The sequence below is a fragment of the Dielma fastidiosa genome (genome assembly GCF_000313565.1).
In the GTDB taxonomy this organism is placed as follows: Bacteria; Bacillota_I; Bacilli_A; order Erysipelotrichales; family Erysipelotrichaceae; genus Dielma; species Dielma fastidiosa.
In genome coordinates, this window is record NZ_HE578925.1 from 256,475 (window position 1) to 280,199 (window position 23,725).

Genomic DNA, 23,725 nt, shown 5'->3' on the forward strand with positions numbered 1-23,725 from the left:
AGGAACTTATGAACTTACTAGAACTTTTATTACCAGCTTTAATTATTGTTTTAATTTCACTGCCTTTGGTCAATGTATTTAAGGGAAAGACTTCTTTGAAACAAGCCAGAACACGTTTGGCTGCTCATACAAGTATGTTCTTTGCGGTATTATGCGCATTTGTTTTATTTGAAATCAACGGCTTTCACGTATTTGCGGAAGGTGATGTAAATGCTGTGAATTCAATTGTTGGCACAGCGGCTCAGGGCATGGGCTTCTTAGCGGCAGCATTAGCTACCGGGATGTCTGCTTTAGGGGCTGGTGTGGCTGTTGCGGCAGCAGCGCCGGCAGCAATCGGTGCTTTCTCTGAAAATGAGAAGAACTTTGGTAAATCAATGATTTTCGTAGCCCTTGGTGAAGGTGTTGCGATTTATGGTGTATTAATTTCAATCCTGATTATCAATAAGCTGTAAGATGGGATGTGAGGACGATGAAATTTTTCTTGATCAGTGACAATATTGATACCCAGATGGGATTGCGGCTGGCAGGAATTGAAGGCGTTGTAGTACATGAACGGCATGAAATGCTGGAAACCTTGGAAAAGGTAATGCATGATGATGAGGTTGCAATCGTGTTGCTGACGACCAAACTGATTGAACTGTGTCCTGATGTAATATCTGAAATCAAATTGAAACAAAAGAAACCGCTGATTGTTGAAATTCCTGACCGTCATGGCGACAGCAAAATCGGTGAAAAGATTGACCGCTATGTCAGTGAAGCAATCGGTGTAAAACTATAGAGGTGAAGCGATGAAAAATATAGAAGAAGTCGTTCGCTACATTGAAGATGAAATTTCAAAGACTGCCGATGCGGAATGCAGCAGTATTTTAGCCGAGGTAAATGAAGCTAAGGCAAAGGCGGAAGAAGAGCTTTATAAGGAAGCTAAGAAGGATACGCAGCTGCAGCTTGCCAGTCAGCTGGCGGAAATCGAGGCTGAAGCGGCCATTGAAATATCAAAAAGCAATAGTGAGACTACAAAGAAATTAATTGCGAAACGGGAAGTTTATACAGAAATGGTGTTTGCGGAAGTAATCCGTACGTTAAATGAATTTACGGCGAGTAAGGATTATGAGGCATTTCTGATTAAAAAAGCTAAGAAGATGGCAGCTGTCTGCTCGCTTGACGGCTCAGCGTTCCTGATTCGCAAGCAGGATGAAAAATATGCGGCAGCAATCAGCAGCGCTTATGGTCATCAGTGTGAGGTTAAAATTGATGCGTCGATTGCGATGGGCGGTTTTATTTTTGAGAATGTCCTCAGTCATGCAGTTTATGATGAAACACTGGATGCCGCGTTTAAGGATCAGCATGAATGGTTTGCTAATCATTCAGGTCTAATTATCCAATAAGAAAGCAGGCAAACCTGCAAGAGGTGATAAAGTGAGTGAAAATGTAATTTATTCAATCAACGGGCCTGTTATAACTGTTAAGGATGCAACTGATTTTTCAATGCTGGAAATGGTTTATGTCGGCAATGCCCGATTAATTGGTGAAGTTATTTCAATCAATAAGGGTAAAACGACAATTCAGGTTTATGAATCAACGACCGGTCTGCGGCCGGGTGAGCCTGTATTCAGCACAGGAAATCCAATCAGTTTAACACTTGGACCTGGTATTTTAAGAAATATTTTTGACGGCATTGAACGGCCGTTAAAAGAAATAGAGAAAGAATCCGGCGCGTTTATAGCGACCGGCAGTGCGGTGGCACCGCTTGATGAGGAGCAATTATGGGATGTGACATTATGCGTCAAGCCTAATGAAGAAGTTGCGGGCGGTACAATTTATGCCACTGTTCCTGAAACGAAACTGATTGAGCACAAATGTATGGTGCCTCCTTATCAGCAGGGAAAGGTAACTTGGGTTGCACCTAATGGTCAATATAAGATTAATGATGTGGTTATGAAATTTGCGGATGCTGAGGGCAACGAGCATGAATGTACACTTTGCCAGAAATGGCCGATTAAAAATGCCCGTCCAGTTAAGCATCGTCTGCCGATTTCGATTCCATTGATTACCGGCCAGCGGGTTGTTGATACACTGTTCCCAATTGCGAAGGGCGGTACGGCAGCTGTGCCGGGCGGCTTTGGGACAGGGAAGACAATGATGCAGCATCAGCTTGCTAAATGGTGTGATGCGGATATTATCGTTTATGTCGGCTGCGGTGAGCGCGGTAATGAGATGACTCAGGTTCTTGAAGAATTTCAGGAGCTGATCGACCCGAAGAGCAACTGCCCGCTGACTGACCGTACCGTTTTAATTGCGAATACGTCTAACATGCCGGTAGCTGCCCGTGAGGCTAGTATCTATACGGGAATTACGCTGGCTGAATACTATCGTGATATGGGCTATCATGTAGCAATCATGGCTGACTCAACGTCACGCTGGGCTGAAGCTTTGCGTGAAATCAGCGGCCGTTTGGAAGAAATGCCGGCTGAAGAAGGCTTCCCAGCTTATCTGCCGTCAAGGATTTCTCAATTCTATGAACGTGCCGGCTATATGGAAACATTAAACGGACAGGAAGGTTCGGTTTCAATTATCGGTGCCGTTTCGCCGCAAGGTTCAGATTTCTCAGAACCGGTAACACAGAATACAAAACGCTTTGTGCGCTGCTTCTGGGCTTTGGATAAGGCGTTGGCTTATGCCCGCCATTATGCGGCAGTAAACTGGACATTGAGTTATAGTGAATATATTCCGGATTTAGAAAAATGGTACAGCAAACACGTTGATCCGCGTTTTATGCGTGACCGTCAGGAAATCGCATCAATTCTTGCGGAAGAAACTAAATTGATGGAAATTGTTAAATTGATTGGTTCTGATGTATTGCCTGATGATCAGAAATTAACGATTGAAATTGCTAAACTGATTCGTGTAGGTTATCTGCAGCAGAATGCTTTCCATCCGGAGGATACGTATGTACCGCTTGAAAAGCAGCTGAAGATGATGGATGTTATTCTGCATTTAAATCGCCGCTGCAAAGAAGCTATCGCTAAAAATATACCGGTGAGCACAATTATGCAGCTGGGGTTATTTGATAAGGTTGTCAAGATGAAATACGATGTGCCTAATAATAATCTTGCACTTCTTGATACTTATAAGGATATGATCGATAAAGCGATGCTGACGATCCAATAGAAGGGAGGAATTCGTTAATGAGCCTTCAATATGTAGGTTTAAGTGAAATAAATGGCCCGCTTGTCGTGCTTGATAATGTTGAAAATGCCAGCTTTGATGAGATGGTAGAAATCGCATTAAAAGATGGCCGCACAAGAATGGGCAGAATTGTAGAAATTGAAGGAAAGCGATGTGTGATTCAGGTTTTTGAAGGAACTAATACACTTTCTTTAACAAATACCAAAACCAGATTGCTGGGTCATCCGATGGAGATGCCGCTTTCTAAGGAAATTTTAGGCCGTACATTTAATGGTGCTGGGGTACCTATCGATGGACTTGGCAGTGTATTTGCGGAAAAACGGGCCGATATCAACGGCCAGCCGCTGAATCCGGTATCCCGTGTTTATCCGCGTAACTATATTAATACGGGAATCTCATCCATCGATTGTCTGATGACGCTGATCCGCGGTCAGAAGCTGCCGATTTTCTCTGGCAGCGGTTTGCCGCATAATCAGTTGGCAGTGCAGATCGTCAAGCAGGCCAAGGTTGCCGATGATGAAGGAAAAGGCTTTGGTGTTGTCTTTGCAGCTATGGGTGTTACCAATGATGTCGCTGATTATTTTAAACGTTCTTTTGAAGAAGCAGGAGTTATGGAAAGAGTTGTGATGTTTATCAATCTTTCTAATGACCCGATTATTGAACGTATTTTAACACCGCGCTGTGCCTTAACAGCCGCTGAGTATCTTGCTTATGAGCATGATATGCATATTTTGGTCATCAATACTGATATCACATCTTATTGTGAAGCATTGCGTGAATTCTCTTCCAGTAAAGGAGAGATTCCAGGCCGTAAAGGCTATCCGGGCTATCTGTACTCAGATCTGGCATCACTTTATGAAAGAGCAGGTATTATTAAGGGCGCTAAAGGATCGGTGACGCAGATTCCAATTCTGACCATGCCAAATGATGATATTACGCATCCGGTACCCGATTTAACCGGCTATATCACGGAAGGGCAGATTTCGCTGGATCGTAATTTAACAGCGATGGGGATTTATCCGCCGGTAGGTGTACTGCCTTCTTTATCACGACTGATGAAGGACGGCATCGGTGAAGGGTATACAAGAGCCGATCATTCAGCGGTAAGCAATCAGCTTTTTGCCTGCTATGCCAAGGTACAGGATGCCCGCTCACTTGCCTCAGTTATCGGTGAGGATGAGCTTTCTGATGCGGATAAGCAATATATGCAGTTTGGCAAGCTTTTTGAACAGCATTTTATCAATCAGGGATTTGATGAGAATCGCTCAATCGATGAAACGTTGGATCTTGGCTGGTCACTGCTATCCGTCTTGCCTAAAAATGAGCTGGACCGTGTAGATGATGCAGTCCTTGATCAATTCTATGATCATGAAGCAGCAGTTAAACGGTTTGATCTAAAAGAAGAAACGATCATTAAAGAATTAGCAAACCAGGGAGCGTAAGCCTATGGCTAATCAGGTAGCTCCGACAAAAGGTAATTTGATTGCCACTAAGAAATCACTGTCATTAGCATCTTTAGGTTATGATCTGATGGACCGTAAGCGTAATATCTTGATTCGTGAAATGATGGAGCAGGTTGAAAATGTGAAAATGCTTCGTGATGAAATAACCAAGACGTATGCTGTCGCTTATTATGCTTTGCAGGAGGCCAATATGTCATTGGGTCTGATTACTGATATCGTCGATGCGATACCGGTAGATAATGGGCTTCAAGTCAGTTACCGCAGTGTTATGGGTGTGGAACTGCCGAAGATTCATTATGAAAAGCAGCCGATGGAATTGACCTATGGACTGGAGCGAGCAAATTCTAAGCTGGATTATGCCTACCGCTGCTTTGCAAAGGTTAAGGAAATGACAATTGTACTGGCAGAGGTTGAAAACAGCGTTTATCGGCTTGCCAATACGATACGCAAGACGCAAAAGCGGGCTAACGCTTTGAAGAATATTGTGATTCCTGATTTTAAGCTGACGGTAAAGAATATCAGTGACGCGCTTGAAGAAAAAGAGCGTGAAGAATTCTCGCGTCAGAAGGTAATCAAAACAACTAAGGATAAAATAAAAGAGGAAGCTGCCGAGTAAAATCGGCGGTTTTCTTTTGCGTTTTTTATGATTTGGGAATAAAAGTGTTTGCTTCAGGGCATACTTGATACGGAAAGTTACAGACAGAAAAGCTGTTTTAGTGAATATGGGTTTCAGCCTTTTAAGCATCAAGTGTGAGAATCCGCCTATTTAAAGGCTTCTGCGGCAATCGGGAAATTATTGATTAAAAAAATTAAAAAAAGTTAAAAAAATACTTGCATTATCTAAAGGTATTTGGTATTATAAATGGGCACTGATGAGACAGTGCGAAACACCGATGCGCCATTAGCTCAACTGGATAGAGCGTTTGACTACGGATCAAAAGGTTGTGGGTTCGATTCCTGCATGGCGCGCCATTTAATTTAATGTTTGTCGACGGGATGTAGCACAGCTTGGTAGTGCACTTGATTTGGGATCAAGGGGTCGCAGGTTCGAATCCTGTCATCCCGACCATTAATTTGGCTGGGTAGCTTAGTTGGCTAGAGCATCCGGTTCATACCCGGAAGGTCGTGGGTTCGAGTCCCACCCCAGCCACCAACTTATAGATCTAATTAAGGATGCGGACCCTTAGCTCAGTTGGTTAGAGCATCCGGCTCATAACCGGCGGGTCGTAGGTTCGAGTCCTACAGGGTCCACCAGCTTATTTTAAATTGAATATGGAGGAATACCCAAGTGGCTGAAGGGTCCGGTCTTGAAAACCGGTAGGTCGTGCGAGCGGCGCCTGGGTTCGAATCCCAGTTCCTCCGCCATTAAAAAAAAGGTTAACAATTTCCTTAAAATTGTAATATATATCGCGGGATAGAGCAGTCTGGTAGCTCGTCGGGCTCATAACCCGGAGGTCGTTGGTTCAAATCCTTCTCCCGCAACCAAATGGTTCCGTAGCTCAGTCGGTAGAGCAAAGGACTGAAAATCCTTGTGTCGTTGGTTCGATTCCGACCGGAACCACCATTTGAAAACAATCCCTAGAAGTGAGGATAAGCCTTATTTCTAGGGCTTTTTTTATGTTCTTCAATTTTTGTAAGCATATTTCAAATTGATAAACAACAAGAATACGACAAGAGTTTTCCATAGTAAGTGGTGCTAAAAATTGATTCAGCGTGTTTAATCGGTGAAACTGATGATCATAAAGCTTAAAAGTTTGATTGCTTTATGAATTTTTGGTATAATTATCTAAATGCTGATGTGAGGTATTTTCAATGGTAAAGCAAACAACAAATAACGATCAAATTGATGAAATAACAGGCCGACCTAGTGCAGTGTGGCTAAGGCATATATATAAAGAAACAGTTTCGAAGGATTGTCAGCATTATGTATTTGCTACTGCAAATATTAAAGATTTTCGTTACTTCAATCTCAAATATGGTTTTGAACAGGGTAATCAAATCCTTAAAATAGTGCTTGACTGTCTTTATCATCATCTTGATGATAAAAGCTATGCGGCAAGAGTCTATGCTGATGAATTTCATCTTTTAATCTATTGTGAAGACTGTGATGCTTTTGTAGATAAGTTTTTAGTGCCATTTGTTGATGAGCTTTTTGATGTGGACGAGCCAATGCTTTATCATAATATTTATATGTCTTTTGGTCTTTATAAGCTGGAGCATCCTAATGAGGACTATGCTCATATCTCGAATAAGGCTGAAATAGCCCGCTTGGAATGCCGTGAGCTTAAGCACCGCTCATTTAGCTTTGATGATTTGAATAAACAGAAGTATGAGGAATACATGATGCGCCATGCCTTAAATGGCAAGCTGACAGAAGCGCGGCTAAATAAAGAATTTGTTCCTTATATCCAGCCAAAAATTGATCTGTCCAGCGAGCAGATAGTTGGCGGCGAGATTTTAATGCGTTGGATCAATGAAAAGGGTGAATTAATCCCTTTAACGAATTTCTTTTTTTCATTAAATGAAAAAGGTGATATTTATTTGATTGATTTATATTTGTTTGATCAGGTTTGTCATTGGATGAATCAGCGTTTGAAAGCGAAGCAGCCTTTGGTGCCGGTAAGTTTTAATATAACCAATACCTCTTTCTTTGATATTAATTTTCTTGATGATTATTTAAATATTCTGCATCAATATGAGATTCCCAAGGAATATATTGAATTTGAATTTTTAGAGGATATTCAATATGGCTTGAATGAGCAGGTCATTGAAACCATTGAGAAGCTGAAAGCGATTGGTTTTACATGTTCTCTGGATGATTTTGGCAGCGGTTATTCTTCTTATAATGTATTATTAAAAACACAGGTTGATATTATCAAGCTGGATCGAATGTTTTTCCAGAAGCAGTTAACTGAGAAGTATGCGAAGATGCTGAATTACACCATTCTTGCATTAAAGGAAATGAATCTAAAAATTCTTGCGGAAGGTGTTGAAACTAAGGAATATGTTGACTTTCTTAAGTCTGCAGGCTGTGATTATGTGCAGGGATTCTATTATTATAAACCGATGCCGCTTGATGAATTCCAACAGCTGATTGATAAACAGGCAGAGGTTCAAACAGCTTAAAGGTTAGAATAAGGCAGAAGCTATTGAGGGTTATAACTCAAGCGGCTGCCTTTTTTGATTGCCAGAGTGTTTTTTGTGATAAGAAAAAGGTATAATATAAAAAAGTATAGGAGGTTTACAATGAAAAGGACAGCGGCATTTTTTGATATTGACGGAACGATTTATCGGGAAGGTCTAATTACTGAATTATTTAAGAAATTTGTGACCCATGAGCTTGTTGATCAGACACGCTGGCATGATGATGTCCGGCCGGTTTTTATGAAATGGGATCGCCGGCAAGGGGAATATGATGATTATTTGATGAAAATGACAGATATATTTAAGGAAACCATTGTGGGTCTGTCTGAGGAACATGTTAAATTTATTGCCGCTAAGGTCATTGAACAGAAAGGAGATCGAGTATATACATTTACCCGTGATGAAATTTTGATGCATCGCAGGCTGGGGCACTTGGTGATTGCGATATCGGGGTCACCTTATGAATTGGTTAGTGAAATGGCGGCTAAGTATGCGTTTGATGATTTTCGCGGTACAGTATATAAAACAGATGAAAAGGGTTGTTATACAGGTGAAATCATACCGATGTGGGATTCCCGCAGCAAGCAGAAAGCGATTCAGCAATTATGCAGTGAATATGATCTTGATTTGAATGAATGTTATGCTTATGGAGATACGACAGGTGATTTCACGATGTTTCAGCATGTGGGACATCCCTATGCGATAAATCCTACCAGAGAGCTGCTGAATCGGATTATGAACGATCCTGAGGTAAAAGCTAAAATTCAGGTAATTGTGGAGCGTAAGGATGTTGTTTATGAAATGGATATTCATAATATGAAACTGCGCTGATTTAGATGTTGGTGCTGAGGTAATCTAACATTATGCTTGTAAGAAATTGGAACCAGTCAGCGTCAGACTGTAAATTAGCTCAATCATCGTTTATAATAAATGTGTCAGGAGAGAAGATATGAAGTATATTGGAAAAGTGTTGATGATGCTGCTGCTTATTCTTGGTGTCAGCGGCTGTCAGTCTTCTAGGGCTTATGAGGCGAAGCAGCCGCCGATGTCAGATCAGCTTGCGGAAGCGGTGAATGAAGATGCAGAAAATACAGAGGGTGAATTGGAAATTTACTTTTTGGATACGGGTAATTCTGACTGTATTTTCATTAATGCAGAGCAAAAGGTGCTGATTGATGCCGGAGATAATGATGATGAATCGATGATCGTTGATTTTTTGAAAGCATTGAAGATTGAGAAAATAGATTATTTAGTGAATACACATCCTGATGCGGATCATGCTGGCGGTTTGGATGCGGTTATTGAGAATTTTGCGATTGGTACGGTTTTTATTTCAAATGGTTCCGCAGAATCTAAAACATATCGTGATTTTGTCAATGCGGCGGTGGACAGGGGATTATCACCTTCGGTTCCGTTAGCTGATAAGCTGTTTTATCTGCAGCCAGAGATGTTTATGCGTTTCTATAATACAGAAGCTAAGGGAAGCGGCAATGAGGTATCGTTAATTGTTGAATTAGTTTATAAGCAGCAGCGTTTCTTGTTTATGAGTGATGCTGAAAAGGCACAGGAGCTGGCTGTCTTAGATCAGCTTGATGATGTGGATCTTGTTAAAATCGGACACCATGGTTCAAGAACCTCCACCAGTCAAGAATTGTTAGAACGTATAAAACCGGAAATAGCGGTCATTCTGTGCGGTAAGAACAATTCCTATGGTCATCCGCATCAAGAGGTGCTGGATCGGCTGACGGCTTATGGCATTGAGGTGTATCGAACAGATCTGCAGGGTACGCTTCATGTGCATAGTGATGGCGTAAATCTCAGCATTGAGGCAATGGCAGAAAGTGATAAGCTGTCTAATGATAAGGATACATCAGCTGCAGAAGAAGCAGAATATTATATTGGGAATCTTAATTCTAAGAAATTTCATTTAGCAGAGTGTAATTCATTGCCTGCTGAAAAGAATCAAATTATATTTGATAGCTATGAGGATGCGGTTAATCAAGGTTATACGCCTTGTAAAGTATGTAATCCATAAGGAAGAGGTGAAAAAATGGTTCAGGAATCATTATTTGATGATCGTGAGATGAGTGATCCGCTGGCAAGCCGGCTGCGGCCGAAGACCTTGGATGAATATGTGGGACAAAAGCATCTTTTGGGTGAAGGAAAGGTGCTTGCTCAGTTAATTAAGAACGATCAAGTATCTTCAATGATTTTCTGGGGTCCGCCGGGTGTCGGCAAGACTACGCTGGCAAGAATTATTGCCGGTAAAACGAAAAGCCGTTTCATTGATTTCAGTGCTGTTACGAGCGGTATAAAAGAGATTAAGGAAGTAATGAATAAGGCTGAAAGCGCACGATTAATGGGTGAACGGACGATTTTGTTCATTGATGAGATTCATCGTTTCAATAAGGCTCAGCAGGATGCTTTTCTGCCGTTTGTGGAAAAGGGAAGCATTATATTGATTGGCGCGACAACTGAAAATCCTTCCTTTGAGATTAATTCCGCGTTATTGTCCCGATGCAAGGTTTTTGTGCTTCAGGCCTTATCAGCAGATGATCTGTCTGAATTAATTCGTCATGCTATCAGTTCACCAAAGGGATTTGGTAATTTTAAAATCAATATCAGTGATGAAATGATATATATGATTGCTAATTTTGCTAATGGTGATGCTCGTGTGGCATTAAATACATTAGAAATGGTTGTGCTGAATGGTGAACGTCAAGGTATTGAGATTACGATTACCAAGGAGACTTTGGAACAATGCATCAGTAAAAAATCATTGCTTTATGATAAAAAAGGGGAGGAACATTATAACCTTATCTCAGCGCTTCATAAATCAATGCGTAACAGTGATGTTGATGCGTCCATCTATTGGCTTGCGAGAATGCTCGAAGCGGGCGAGGACCCGCTTTATGTGGCCCGCAGGGTCGTGCGTTTTGCCAGTGAGGATATCGGCATGGCTGACAGCCGGGCATTGGAAATTGCGGTTGCTGCTTATCAGGCCTGTCATTTTCTGGGGATGCCGGAATGTAATGTGCATTTGACGCATGCGGTTACGTATATGGCATTGGCTCCAAAATCAAATGCTTTATATGTTGCCTATGGTAAAGCTGCTGATGATGCTTCAAAGATGCTGGCTGAACCGGTACCGCTGCAGATACGCAATGCACCAACCAAGCTGATGAAGGATTTAAATTATGGGGCAGGCTATCAGTATGCTCATGATACCGAAGATAAACTTACCAATATGCGCTGTCTGCCTGATTCTTTGCTGAATCATTCTTATTATCATCCAACAAATCAAGGATCAGAGGCACGTGTACAGGAACGGATGAAGCAAATTAATGAATGGCGTAAAAAACACCAATAGGAGTTCTTATGAAAGTAACATATATTGATCACAGTGGTTTTATGATTGAATTAGTGCATACAATTTTGGTTTTTGATTATTATCGCGGTGAGATACCAGCTTTTGATCAGTCAAAAAAGGTGTATGTTTTTGCTTCTCACACTCATCAGGATCATTTTAATCGTGAGATTCTTGATTGGCAGGGAGATATTCAATGGATATTATCAAAAGATATCCGAATTAAACCAACCGATAAAATTCATCAGGTAAAAGCTAATAGCAGTTATATAATTGATGAGCTGAAATGTGAAACGCTGCTTTCTACTGATCAGGGCGTTGCATTTATGATTGATGCAGAAGGTGTGTCTATTTACCATGCCGGTGATTTGAATTGGTGGCATTGGGAAGGGGAAAACAGCGATGGTGAAAATAAAGCTGCGAAGAATGCATTTTTAAAGGAAATGGATAAGCTGAAGGACAGAACCTTTGATTTGGCCTTTGTTCCGCTTGATCCCCGTCAGGAAAAGCAATTCAGCTGGGGGATGCTTGCCTTTTTAAAGAGTGCGGATGCTAAATTGGTTTTTCCAATGCATATGTGGGAAGACTATGCAGTGATTGAACGGTTTTTAGCGTTGGATGAGGCTGAGGAATATAAGGATAAAATCGTTAAGATTGAACACATGAATCAATTATTTACAATTAAGGAAGGAGAAAATCATGAATTATACATTTAATCATTTAAACTTTAATGTCTGTGATTTACAGAAAAGCTTGACGTTTTATAAGGAAGCATTAGGCTTAGAGGTTGTGCGCAAGAAAGAAGCGGCTGACGGCAGCTTTATATTGGCTTATCTGGGTGATGGGAAGAGTGATTTTACTCTTGAATTGACTTGGCTGAAGGATCATCCGCAGAAGTATGATCTTGGTGAAGAAGAGTTTCACTTGGCTTTGACGGTGAATGATTATGAAGCATCTTTTAAGAAGCATCAGGCGATGGGCTGCGTGTGCTTTAATAATGAAGCGATGGGAATTTATTTTATAAATGATCCGGATGGCTATTGGATTGAAATCGTTCCATTGAAACGCTGATAAGTTGATAGAAAAAATAGTGCAAAAGAGTGATAAAAATGATATTATAGTTAGGAAATTGTAAAGAAAAGGAGAAGTTTATGGCAGATAAAATTATCGTTCTTGACTTTGGCAGTCAGTATAACCAGCTGATTGCACGTCGTGTTCGTGAAATGGGCGTATATAGTGAATTGAAATCACGTCATACAAGTGCTGCGGAAATTGCTGCCGATCCTGAAATAAAAGGTATTATTTTTTCAGGCGGGCCAAATTCGGTATATGATGAGAATGCTTTTAAGGTAGACCCTGAAATTTTTAAGATTGGGAAGCCAATTTTAGGGATTTGTTATGGGATGCAGCTGATGGCGCATGATTTGGGCGGCAAGGTTGAGTCTTGTGAGCATGCGGAGTATGGCAAAGCGGATATTGAAATTAAGGCTGGCAATGCGTTGCTGAAGGGTATGGAAAATACTCAGCAGGTTTGGATGTCACATGGTGATCAGGTTACTGCGGTTCCTGAGTGCTTTGAGGTTAATGCTTCTACACAAACTTGTCCAATTGTTATGATGAGTAATCCTGAGAAGCGTTTTTATGCGATTCAATTCCATCCGGAAGTGCGTCATACAGTTAACGGCACTGCGATGCTGAAGAATTTTGTATTTGGTGTATGTGAGGCTAAGAATAACTGGAGTATGAAGGAATTCGTTGATGTAGAGATTGCGAAGATCAAGGAAACAGTCGGTGATGATGAGGTATTGTGCGCATTGTCAGGCGGTGTTGACTCTGCGGTTGTGGCGGCTTTGCTGCATAAGGCGATTGGTGATAAGCTGACTTGTATGTTTGTTGATCATGGTTTGCTGCGCTTGAATGAGGCAGAATCTGTAGTAGATACATTTAAGGGACGTTTTGGCATGAATCTTTATAAGATTGATGCGAGAAATGAGTTCATGAGTTTGCTGAAGGGTGTGAGTGATCCTGAACAGAAACGTAAGATTATCGGTAATGAATTTATTCGTGTGTTTGAACGCGAGTCTGCAAAGTTTACGCAGATTAAGTGGCTGGCACAGGGAACATTGTATACAGATGTGATTGAGTCCGGAACGGATACCGCGCAGACGATCAAGAGTCATCATAATGTTGGCGGCCTGCCTGAAAATATGCAGTTTAAGTTGATTGAACCACTGAATACTTTGTTTAAGGATGAAGTGAGAGAGTTAGGTACGCTGCTGGGGCTGCCTGATGAAATTGTGCACCGTCAGCCATTCCCAGGGCCGGGTCTTGCGATTCGTGTATTGGGTGAAGTGACTGAAGAGAAGCTGGATCTGGTACGCCGCAGTGATGCGATTTTGCGTGAAGAGATTGCGCTGGCTGGCTTGGATAAGGAAATTTGGCAGTATTTTACAGCCTTGCCGGATATGAAGTCAGTAGGTGTTATGGGTGATCAGCGTACATATGAATATACGGTTGGTATTCGTGCGGTTACGTCAATTGATGGTATGACTGCAGATTGGGCGCGGATTCCATATGATGTTCTGGATAAGATTTCAAGACGGATCATCAATGAGGTGAAGGGCATTAATCGAGTAGTGCTGGATTGTACGTCGAAACCACCAGCGACGATTGAGTGGGAATAGGGTTGTATTTAGCAATTACTGATCTATTTCAAATTGATATTATTTCTTACCATGTTTAATATGAAGTTTATCAGATAAAAATGTTATGCTTATAATTAAATAATAAAGCTTTGGCTACAAATTGAAGCCAGGGCTTTTATTGTCTTTATAGACTTGTAATTAACTTAGATTATAAATTTTTGATAACGAATTAAGAAATGTTGTACAGTAAATTATTTTAAAAATAACGAACAATGTGATAATATTATAAATGCTATGAAAATTAGACAGGCAACTGACCTGTCTTTTTGGATAAGAAATCAGGAGGTAATCAAATGAAGCATGTAGTAATCGGAACTCTGGCACATGTAGATGCCGGCAAGACAACATTATCAGAAAGTATGCTTTATTTGAGTGGGAGTATCCGAAAATTGGGGCGTGTCGATCATGGTGATGCTTTTTTAGACTATGACAAACAAGAGAGAAGTCGCGGAATTACTATATTTTCAAAACAAGCTATTTGCCAATGGAAAGACATCGAATTTACCTTGCTTGATACGCCGGGTCATGTCGATTTTTCAAGTGAAATGGAACGCACCCTACAGATTCTGGATTATGCAATTTTGATCATTAATGGTGTTGATGGTGTGCAGACACATACGGAAACAATTTGGAAATTGCTGGAGCATTATCAAATACCTGTATTTATTTTTATTAATAAGATGGATACGGCATATCTAACGAAAGAAGTATTGCTGACTGAGTTACGTAAACGGTTAGATGAGAGATGTATTGATTTTACAGCTCCATCTGATGAAATGATGGAACAGGCGGCCATGTGTGATGATGAATTGCTGGAAGATTATATGGAACATACGATTATAAACAAATCTTTGTTATTAGCTAAAATACATGAAAGAAAGGTATTTCCATGCTATTTTGGTTCAGCATTAAAAAGGCAAGGCATAGAGACTTTTCTTGATGGTTTAAGTGAATTTATTGTAATGCATGATTACCCTGAGGAATTTGGTGCGAAGGTATACAAAATAACTCGAGATGAGAATGGCAATAAGCTGGCACATATGAAAATCACTGGCGGCAGCTTAAAAGTTAAAGCTAAACTGATTGAAAGTGAGAAGGTTGACCAGATTCGTAAATATTCAGGCAGTAAATTTACTGTGGTTAATGAAGCTATAGCCGGTGAGGTATGTGCGGTTAAAGGACTGCAGAATGTCTATGCGGGCGAAGGACTTGGTTTTGAAAAAAAATCTGAAAAGCCTTTGCTTTCTTCCTATATGAACTACCGGATGCAGCTGCCTGAAGGCTGTGATGCATTTACTATGCTTAGAAATTTAAAACAGCTAGGAGAGGAAGACCCACAGCTTCATATTACATATAATGAACGGTTAAAAGAAATCAGAGTTCAGATGATGGGAGAGATTCAGACTGAAATATTAAAAAATATCATCAGCAATCGTTTTAATGTTGATGTGTCTTTTGATCATGGTGCTATCAGCTACCGTGAAACAATATTGGAGCCCGTTGAAGGCGTAGGGCATTATGAGCCATTAAGGCATTATGCTGAAGTGCATTTGCTGCTTGAACCAGGGGATGAAGGCAGCGGTATCCAAATTGCTAGTGCATGTCCTGAAGATGAACTGGATCGTCATTGGCAGCGGCTGATATTGAGCCATCTTGAAGAAAAAGAGCATTTAGGAGTGTTAACTGGATCACCTATTACCGATATGAAGATAACTTTATTAAGCGGTAGGGCTCATCAAAAGCATACTGAAGGCGGAGATTTTCGTGAAGCAACTTATCGGGCTGTGCGTCAAGGGCTGAAATCTGCCAAATCAATCGTATTAGAACCTTATTTCAAATTTAAATTAGAAGTACCTACAGAATATTTAAGCCGTGCTGTTTTTGATGTTGAACAGATGAATGGGAGTTTTGTAATCGATGATACTGTCAATGAAATGACGGTACTGAGCGGCAGCGCGCCAGTAGCAAAAATGCAGAACTATCAAAGCGACTTAGTTGCTTATACAAAGGGCAAAGGAAAATTAGCCTGTGTGATGGAAGGCTATAAGCCATGTCAAAATCAAGATGTAATCATTGCTGAAGCAGGCTATGATAGTGAAACCGATATCGATAATCCAACAGGTTCAATTTTTTGTTCACACGGCGCCGGTTATTTTGTACCTTGGCATGAGGTAAAGAAGCAGATGCATGTTACAACCAGTTACAGCAAGACGGAAAAGAGACAGCAAAGTGCCCCGACCAAGGAAATGAAAAAGTTAAATGATGAAGATTTAGATGCGATATTTATTAAGACATATGGACCAGGAAAACGGCGCTTGGAAAATAATTCAAAGAAAGCTAAAGAAGAAAGTGTTCAAGGTTTGTTGGCCAGTGTGAAACGTCGGCCTTTATGTTATTTGATTGATGGTTATAATATTATTCATTCTTGGCCTGAATTAAAGGAACTGGCTGCCGATAATTTGGATGCTGCTCGTTCGAGACTGATGCAGCTGATGGGAGATTTTCAAGGCTATAAGCAATGTCTGTTAATTCTTGTATTTGATGCCTATAAGGTATCTGAAGGTGTTGGCCAAATGTTTAAAGATCACAGTATTTTTGTAGTGTATACGGATCAGGCGCAGACAGCTGATATGTATATTGAGCGGGCAACGCATAAATTGAGCAGTGATTATCGAGTTGTTGTCGCAACCTCTGATGCAATGGAACAATTGATTGTCAGCGGTCAGGGAGCACATAGAATGTCAAGCCGCGAACTGCTGTTAGAGGTAGAAGGACTGCGTAAACGAAGACAGCAGGAGTTTGAAGAAAGTCAGCGAAAGGGATATAATCAGCCACTTGAAAAAATTCGCGATTTATATAATGATGAGTTAAAAAAATCAGATTGACATATCAATTTGATTTTTTATGATGCAAACGCTTACAAAATATGATACATTATTGATGCAGAGGGTTGGTATGGGGATATTAAAAATTTACATATTCATAATTTAATTATCTAACTCATATTTGCTGCTGAAGGGGATGGGAATAAAGATTTAGTTTTTAGTATAGTTTTTTCATTTTACACATGGGGAGGAATTATGAATACTATTAATGATGTATTAGATTATTATATAAATTTTGAGTTAGAGGAAAGATTATATAAAATTGCGATTAACAAAAATAATTATCTAAATTTAAGTAAAAATAAATTAACTGATTTATCTAGCATAGAATTTTTACTAACAAGTAAGAAAATAACTTTAATTAAGACGATTATAAATGCGATTAAGTTCAAAAATGAAGATAGGAAAAAAGATTTAATCAAATTATTAAATACGATTGAAAATGGTAGCCTAACATTAAAGGAAGGATTTGATTTTAATAATTTAGTCAGCAAAAGCGAGTATAAATATGGCGATAATTATGCAAAAGATAATCTAGAAATTAATAAGATAATAAATGATAATAAAATTTATATCCTTTATCCTGTTTTTGCGTTTGGAAAACAAAAAATACCACTTATTAGTTTCCAGGTCGAAATTAAGGATAATAAAATAATTGTAGAAAATTATCGTGTTCAAATAGAAGCATTGAGAACGATTATATCCCAAATTTTATCATGTGATAGAGCCGATGTAGAATACGCTATGCCTGATTTTGAAAAATTCTATGAAGCGATATCAGTATATGAAAATACAGATATTTTTGAATTGATTACTATAATAGAAAATGAATTAATGGGTAAATTTACGAAAGAGTTATTTACAGGTTTTTGGTCGTATAAAGATTATGGTAACTGGGCTGTTACAGAAGAAATTATTCTTACAATGGAATCATTTGGTGAAATGATTTTACCTCCATATCAGGAAGAAATTGAGGAAGTTAAATTTCATTTAAAAGATAAAAATTCTAAATTGTTAGACCAATATTTATTTGGTTGTGATACATCATTATATTCTGAAAACATAAAAATTAATACTCACTACGGTAGTTACACATCAGCTTATCCAATTAATGAAAAACAGGCAAAAGTAATTAATAGTTATAAAATCTCTAATTTGTTAGCAGTCAGTGGCCCACCCGGTACAGGAAAAACAACTGTGATTAAAGAAGTCATAGCGAATAATATTGTTGAGAAAGCGATAAAAATACTTGGGATTTGGAATCAAAGTTGGGAAAAAATAGGTTGGGATAATCAAGAGGTTTATCAATCTCCATTAAAAGGTAAATGTGATTATTCTATGCTGATTGCCAGTGGTAACAATAAAGCAGTAGATAATATCGGGTTAGAATTACTTGAAGAAATTGATTATTTTTCGGAAGCATTGGACACTAACAAAACTGGATATAAAGGAATACTTTGTGCCAGACTTGGAAATCAAGATAATACTGAGAGCTTTAAAAATGATATCCTTAATCCCTTGATTAATTACTTAGAAAAAGAAACAATCTACGATGAACAAAAAGCGAATGAAACAATCGTTTCGTTTAAAGCGTCTGTAAATAATTTGTTAAGTTTGAAAGAGACGATATCTGATTTTAGTAAACATCGAGAAATTCTCTGCAATAAAATGTTAGCTTCAAATGTGTTTGATAGAGAACTAGATGAGCAAATAATTGAGAAAGCGAGATCTAAGTACAATCATGAAGTCAGCATTCTTATTGAAACTATTAAGCAATTAGAAAACAAATTGTCCGCATTAGAAAAAAGAAAAGTTATTATAATTAATGAAATTGCTAAAAAATCTAATAATCTAAAGAAAATCAATGAAGAATTAGACAAAAAACGGCAATATGTACAATTAATTGATAAGAAGGCGAAAATTATTCTCATAGGTCATTTTCTAGCACGTTCTTTGGAAAATAAATATGGTAGTAGGTCAAGTATATACGAAAATGTAAACTTATTAGAAAATGATTATAATTTAGAAAAAATATTGTATAATCAGCAAGAAGCAGAGTTTAATACTTTGGAAGAGCAATTAACCGATGCTCACAATTTATTAGAAAATAGAAAAAGAGAAATTGATAAGGTCAAGGAAATCTTATTGTTGATTGATGAATTTGAGAAGTTAAAGGATAAGGCGGATGATTTAATCAAACTTGGTTTAAAAGATGTCAATTGGAATAGCTCAGAGTATGATTTATTTAATAATAACTACATAGTTCAATTGAGATATGATTTATTTAAAAAATCACTATTGTTAATAAAGTTATACATATGTAAAAATGCACGTTATATTCATTTTAATCTTGAAAAAGTATATCCTGATAAATGGTTTCAAGCATTTTATCGACGTGATTTTCGATACGATATTAAATATGAAGGGTATCTAAAGGCCATGTGGGAAACATTGTTTCTTTGCTTTCCAGTTGTGACAACAACACTATTTTCATTAAATAGAATGAAATTTCCTTTAATACAAGGATTGTACGATACAATATTAATTGATGAAGCTGGACAGTATTCCATACATACTGTTATAGCGCCAATATACAGATGCCGTAAGGCAATAATAGTTGGTGATACTAAACAAATTGAGCCAATACGAAATCAGAATAATTATGTTATTGAAAATAGCAAATTAAGTGATCAAATGAAACAACTATTTGATGTAAATTTGAATAGTATACAAAATGCTGCAGATAGGGCAAGTGATGTTTATGATATTTTGGACGATAAAAAAGTTGGAATAATTCTTAATGAACATCGACGTTGTGAGAGGTCAATTGTAGAATTCTCTAATCGATATGTATATAAAAATCAATTGAAAATTATAAAAGAGGATACTGTAAAGCCGTTTCTTAAATATAGTTTATGCATGATAGATGTTAGAAGTGTTGAAGTAAAACGTCATATTAATAATACAGAAATAGATATGTGTGTTAAAATAATCGACAGACTTTTAGCGATATATGGAAATGACTATAAGAAAAATATTGGTATTATAACACCATTTAGAAAACAAGCTGATGCATTAAAAGCGAGGATTCCAGAAATAGAATGTGGTACTGTTCATTTATTTCAAGGTCGTGAAAAAGATATAATTTTATTTAGTATTGTATCTGGCGGTACTGATAGTCGAGGTAGTATGAATTTTATTGGTAAACAAGCAAATAATTTGAATGTAGCATTTACACGTGCTAAAAAGCAGTTAATTTTGATAGGTAATTATGAAGCTTGTGTTAATGCAAAGAATTATATGAGCTTAGCTATGAATGTTCTGAAAGAAAGCGGTAAATTATTTTCCATTTACGAAGGTGATATCTTTGAGGAAAATAATCTTGAAGAAGGGTACAAAGAACAATTTTACTCTTTGTTTATTGAGTCTAATGTAACGCAAAAACTGGTTGATCTCGAATTAGCGAATTATGTTGAAAATGGTTTGATCGTAACACCTCAAAAACATAACCTTTTATTGTTAGGTGTTCTAACAAAATTAGAAAATTCACTTCGAATAGTCACGCCTTGGATTCGGTCAAGTGTTGTAAATGCTTCATTTTTAGATTCTTTAAGATTATTATTGAATGAGAAAAAGGAAGTGAATATTAGTTTTGGTTATCATAAAACAAATTATGATTTGTCTAATATAGCAGCAATAGTAAAGAGGGATAATTACGGAAGTGAAGAAAAAGATATCAAGAGTATTCAGGAATTGCATGATTTAATAAAAGATCATCTCGAATATATTCCACCTATTCATTGTAAAATTTTAATCATTGATGATAGAATCATGATAATAGGTTCACACAACTGGCTTTCAAATTCAGGAAAAGCAATAAATGCAAAAGACGAGATTAGTTGTATAATTTATGATAAAAATATGATTCAATATGTAAAAGAAAGATACTTTAATACATTAAATTAATATTTAGGTTCTGTTAATTATTAACCAAGATGCTATGTTTCTATTTTATTAGATGCAGCGATTGTCAAAATATGGTACATTAATAGTAGTTTAAAAGGTAAAGGAGAGACGGAATGAAACAAGATATGATTGTAATATTGGATTTAGGCAGCAGCGATAACACGCGTTTAGCCAGAGAAATTCGTGAATTAGGTGTATACAGCGAGATTTATCCGCATGATATTACTAAGGAGGAATTGGCAAAACTGCCAAATGTTAAGGGAATTATTATTAACGGCGGTCCAAATCATATGATTGATGGAGAACGGATTGATGTATGCCATTGTGTATATGAAGCTGGTTATCCGGTAATGGCAGTTGAACATGAACCAGCAATTTGTGAAGAAAAATTAGCTTGCTGGCCTGAGGATAAGGATGCTCGCACTGACTTGCTTAAAAAATTTGTTTTTGACACATGTCACGCCGAAGCTAATTGGAACATGAAAAACTTTGTTGCTGATCAAGTGGAATTAATTCGTCAGCAGGTGGGTGATCGTAAGGTTTTACTTGCATTGTCTGGCGGTGTTGACAGTTCAGTTGTTGCGGCATTATTGGTTAAGGCTATCGGCAAACAATTGGTTTGTGTACACGTGAACCATGGGCTCATGCGCAAGGGTGAGTCAGAAAGCGTTGTTGAAGTATTTAAGAATCAGCTTGATGCCAATTTAGTTTATGTTGATGCGAGTGAAAGATTTTTAGGCAAGCTGGCGGGTGTCGCTGACCCTGAAGAAAAACGTAAAATTATCGGTGCGGAATTTATCCGTGTTTTTGAAGAAGAAGCGAGAAAACTTGAGGGCATTGACTTTTTAGCACAGGGAACTATTTATCCAGATATCGTGGAAAGCGGTACAAAGACAGCGAAGGTTGTTAAATCACATCATAACGTAGGAGGACTGCCTGAAGATTTAAATTTTGAATTAGTAGAACCATTACGTCAATTATTTAAAGATGAGGTACGTGCCTGCGGTTTAGAGTTAGGATTACCTGATGAAATGGTTTTCCGTCAGCCATTCCCTGGACCTGGACTTGGTGTTCGCTGCTTAGGAGCAATTACTAAAGAACGTCTTGAGGCGGTAAGAGAAGCAGATGCAATTTTACGTGAAGAGTTCCACAATGCTGGCTTGGATAAAAAGGTATGGCAGTATTTTACTGTTGTTCCTGATTTTAAATCGGTGGGTGTTAGAGATAACGCAAGATCATTTGAATATCCAGTGATTTTAAGAGCAGTAAATACGGTGGATGCAATGACAGCCTCTATCGAACAAATTGATTGGCCGGTATTGCTGAAAATCACAGATCGTATCTTAAAGGAAGTTGCCAATGTAAATCGTGTTTGCTATGATTTATCACCAAAACCGACGGCAACAATTGAATGGGAATAGAAAATGATATCAAAAAGTGCTGATTAATGGCACTTTTTTTCATGATTTAAAAATTTATTTAATTGAGATAAATACCGAAAGCTTTTTATTTGCTTCAACATTGAGTATAATAATACAATACAGACTGTTGAGTAGGCAGGCTTTAAAAGAATGCCTACTAAATTTTTTGAAAGTGAGGAAAATAAAATGGAAAAGCCTAAGGCATACACAATGTTATTTAGCAAAATATATCCGTTGTACGTCAATAAAGCGGTAAAGAAAGGACGCACACAAGATGAAGTAAATGAAATCCTCTTTTGGCTGACGGGTTATAATGAAGACACGCTTCAGCAGCAAATCAATTCTGAAGTTGATTTAGAAACCTTCTTTAATCAAGCTCCGCACTTTAATCCAAATGCGGTTTTGATCAAGGGGAGTATATGCGGTTGCCGTGTTGAGGAGATTGAAGATGATGTTCTGCGTAAAATACGCTATTTAGATAAATTGGTTGATGAACTGGCAAAAGGTAAATCAATGACAACGATTCTAAGAAAAGAATAGTTTATTATGGTTAAAGAAATGGAGCGATTCGATGAATATAAAATTTATTCCGATTACATCTCATAATTATGATGAGGTCAAAAATTTACATATTAGCGCATCACAGAAGGGAAATGTAGAAACGGTGGAAGAATGCTGCCGGGAAGCAGAGGAGTTTTCTTTATGGCATCCTATCGCTATTGCCGATGGTGAACAGTTGATTGGTTTTGCTATGTATGGTCTTTGGATCAATGAAGGTGAACGCGGAAGAGTGTGGCTGGATAGATTCTTTATTGATGAACGTTTTCAGGGCCGAGGATATGCAAAGCCTGTTTTAATTCAGCTAATAAGAAAAATCCATGAAGAGTATGGATACGATGAGGTTTATTTAAGCGTTTATGAGTCAAATCAGCTGGCGATAAAAGTCTATCAATCCCTTGGCTTTGCATTTAACGGTGAACGCGATATTAATAATGAACTTGTAATGGTGTTGGATATCAAAAATCACTAATATCTGAATGCGAAATTAAGACAGATTGAGATTTATTATGAGTTGATTAAGCGGACATCTTATTATATACTTAATAGGGTAAAGCATGAAAGAATGGATGTGGTAAAAGTGAATTTACTGATGATAATTGTAAATGATGAATTTCAGGAGGAAATGCTTGAACTGCTGGGTGAAAATGATTATATGGCAACAATGGTAGCTTCTACTGGTGAGTTCCTTCAATATGGCAATACTACGTTTATTCTTGGTGTTGATGATGAAGAAACTGATAAATTGGTACAGCTCATTGATAAAAAAACAAGTAAAAATCGAAATCAATATGAAGATTCAATAGGAGTTAAGGATATTCATAACAGAAAAAATATTGCGACGATTTTTATCATGAAATCAGAACAATTCATTAAGACTTAGACGAAGTGGAACCTTCGTTTTCTTTTTGCATCAGATTTATACAATGATAATCAGTTTTAAAAATCTGAGCTTTTTTAATCAAAAAAATTTAAAAAGCTGTTGACATTTTTGCCTAATTCCTGTAAGATAAATGAGCAATCGAAAGAT

The 23,725-nt window shown here is 38.0% G+C and carries 19 protein-coding genes and 7 tRNA genes; all 26 read left to right on the plus strand.

Translation table 11 applies throughout. From position 1 onward, the window contains the following. Positions 1–8: 8 nt before the first annotated feature. The 26 genes from DAHG_RS06950 (at position 9) to DAHG_RS19010 (ending at position 23,578) form a co-directional block, all read left to right on the plus strand. Entirely contained in the window at positions 9–452 is a 444-nt protein-coding gene (locus DAHG_RS06950) for an ATP synthase subunit C (RefSeq protein ID WP_022937626.1), read from the plus strand. 17 nt (positions 453–469) lie between these two features. Continuing rightward, positions 470–778 (plus strand): V-type ATP synthase subunit F, encoded by a 309-nt coding sequence (locus tag DAHG_RS06955; RefSeq protein WP_022937627.1) that lies wholly within the window; start codon positions 470–472, stop codon positions 776–778. 10 nt (positions 779–788) lie between these two features. Further along, positions 789–1,385 (plus strand): V-type ATP synthase subunit E family protein, encoded by a 597-nt coding sequence (locus DAHG_RS06960; RefSeq protein ID WP_022937628.1) that lies wholly within the window; start codon positions 789–791, stop codon positions 1,383–1,385. Between the two features lie 31 nt (positions 1,386–1,416). After that, positions 1,417–3,168, plus strand: coding sequence for a V-type ATP synthase subunit A (locus tag DAHG_RS06965; RefSeq protein ID WP_022937629.1), 1,752 nt, complete (start codon positions 1,417–1,419; stop codon positions 3,166–3,168). A gap of 17 nt (positions 3,169–3,185) precedes the next feature. Next, entirely contained in the window at positions 3,186–4,628 is a 1,443-nt protein-coding gene (locus DAHG_RS06970) for a V-type ATP synthase subunit B (protein ID WP_022937630.1), read from the plus strand. Between the two features lie 4 nt (positions 4,629–4,632). Further along, complete coding sequence (locus DAHG_RS06975; RefSeq protein WP_022937631.1) at positions 4,633–5,265, plus strand: V-type ATP synthase subunit D; 633 nt, start codon at positions 4,633–4,635, stop codon at positions 5,263–5,265. Positions 5,266–5,544: 279 nt separating this feature from the next. Then, positions 5,545–5,621 (plus strand) — tRNA-Arg (locus DAHG_RS06980). Between the two features lie 20 nt (positions 5,622–5,641). Further along, positions 5,642–5,718, plus strand: a tRNA-Pro gene (locus DAHG_RS06985). Positions 5,719–5,725: 7 nt separating this feature from the next. Next, positions 5,726–5,802, plus strand: a tRNA-Met gene (locus DAHG_RS06990). A 24-nt stretch (positions 5,803–5,826) separates the two neighbouring features. Beyond that, positions 5,827–5,903, plus strand: a tRNA-Ile gene (locus DAHG_RS06995). A gap of 20 nt (positions 5,904–5,923) precedes the next feature. Next, positions 5,924–6,014, plus strand: a tRNA-Ser gene (locus DAHG_RS07000). A gap of 43 nt (positions 6,015–6,057) precedes the next feature. Further along, a tRNA-Met gene (locus DAHG_RS07005) sits at positions 6,058–6,134 on the plus strand. 3 nt (positions 6,135–6,137) lie between these two features. Further along, positions 6,138–6,213, plus strand: a tRNA-Phe gene (locus tag DAHG_RS07010). 248 nt (positions 6,214–6,461) lie between these two features. After that, positions 6,462–7,775, plus strand: coding sequence for an EAL domain-containing protein (locus tag DAHG_RS07015; RefSeq protein ID WP_022937632.1), 1,314 nt, complete (start codon positions 6,462–6,464; stop codon positions 7,773–7,775). A 120-nt stretch (positions 7,776–7,895) separates the two neighbouring features. Further along, entirely contained in the window at positions 7,896–8,624 is a 729-nt protein-coding gene (locus DAHG_RS07020; protein ID WP_022937633.1) for an HAD-IB family hydrolase, read from the plus strand. A gap of 118 nt (positions 8,625–8,742) precedes the next feature. Further along, complete coding sequence (locus DAHG_RS19005) at positions 8,743–9,828, plus strand: ComEC/Rec2 family competence protein (RefSeq protein WP_022937634.1); 1,086 nt, start codon at positions 8,743–8,745, stop codon at positions 9,826–9,828. 15 nt (positions 9,829–9,843) lie between these two features. After that, positions 9,844–11,163 carry a replication-associated recombination protein A gene (locus DAHG_RS07030; protein ID WP_022937635.1) on the plus strand — a complete coding sequence of 440 codons (1,320 nt, stop codon included), beginning with the start codon at positions 9,844–9,846 and terminating at the stop codon, positions 11,161–11,163. A gap of 8 nt (positions 11,164–11,171) precedes the next feature. Beyond that, positions 11,172–11,876 (plus strand): MBL fold metallo-hydrolase, encoded by a 705-nt coding sequence (locus tag DAHG_RS07035; protein ID WP_022937636.1) that lies wholly within the window; start codon positions 11,172–11,174, stop codon positions 11,874–11,876. Continuing rightward, positions 11,860–12,231: a VOC family protein gene (locus DAHG_RS07040; protein WP_022937637.1), complete on the plus strand. Its 372-nt coding sequence runs from the start codon at positions 11,860–11,862 to the stop codon at positions 12,229–12,231. The genes DAHG_RS07035 and DAHG_RS07040 overlap by 17 nt, the downstream gene beginning before the upstream one ends. A gap of 80 nt (positions 12,232–12,311) precedes the next feature. Further along, positions 12,312–13,844: a glutamine-hydrolyzing GMP synthase gene (guaA, locus tag DAHG_RS07045; protein ID WP_022937638.1), complete on the plus strand. Its 1,533-nt coding sequence runs from the start codon at positions 12,312–12,314 to the stop codon at positions 13,842–13,844. Between the two features lie 314 nt (positions 13,845–14,158). Continuing rightward, complete coding sequence (locus DAHG_RS07050) at positions 14,159–16,750, plus strand: translation factor GTPase family protein (RefSeq protein ID WP_022937639.1); 2,592 nt, start codon at positions 14,159–14,161, stop codon at positions 16,748–16,750. A gap of 195 nt (positions 16,751–16,945) precedes the next feature. Next, a complete protein-coding gene (locus DAHG_RS07055) occupies positions 16,946–20,716 on the plus strand; it encodes an AAA domain-containing protein (RefSeq protein WP_022937640.1) in 3,771 nt (1,256 codons plus the stop codon). 113 nt (positions 20,717–20,829) lie between these two features. Next, the gene (guaA, locus tag DAHG_RS07060) at positions 20,830–22,137 is read left to right on the plus strand and encodes a glutamine-hydrolyzing GMP synthase (RefSeq protein ID WP_022937641.1); all 1,308 of its coding nucleotides are present in this window, start codon (positions 20,830–20,832) and stop codon (positions 22,135–22,137) included. A 150-nt stretch (positions 22,138–22,287) separates the two neighbouring features. Next, positions 22,288–22,677 (plus strand): DUF2200 domain-containing protein, encoded by a 390-nt coding sequence (locus DAHG_RS07065; RefSeq protein WP_022937642.1) that lies wholly within the window; start codon positions 22,288–22,290, stop codon positions 22,675–22,677. A 31-nt stretch (positions 22,678–22,708) separates the two neighbouring features. Then, positions 22,709–23,167, plus strand: a complete 459-nt coding sequence (locus DAHG_RS07070) for a GNAT family N-acetyltransferase (protein ID WP_022937643.1) — start codon at positions 22,709–22,711, stop codon at positions 23,165–23,167. A 120-nt stretch (positions 23,168–23,287) separates the two neighbouring features. Next, a complete protein-coding gene (locus tag DAHG_RS19010; RefSeq protein WP_181416062.1) occupies positions 23,288–23,578 on the plus strand; it encodes a cyclic-di-AMP receptor in 291 nt (96 codons plus the stop codon). Positions 23,579–23,725: the final 147 nt, after the last annotated feature.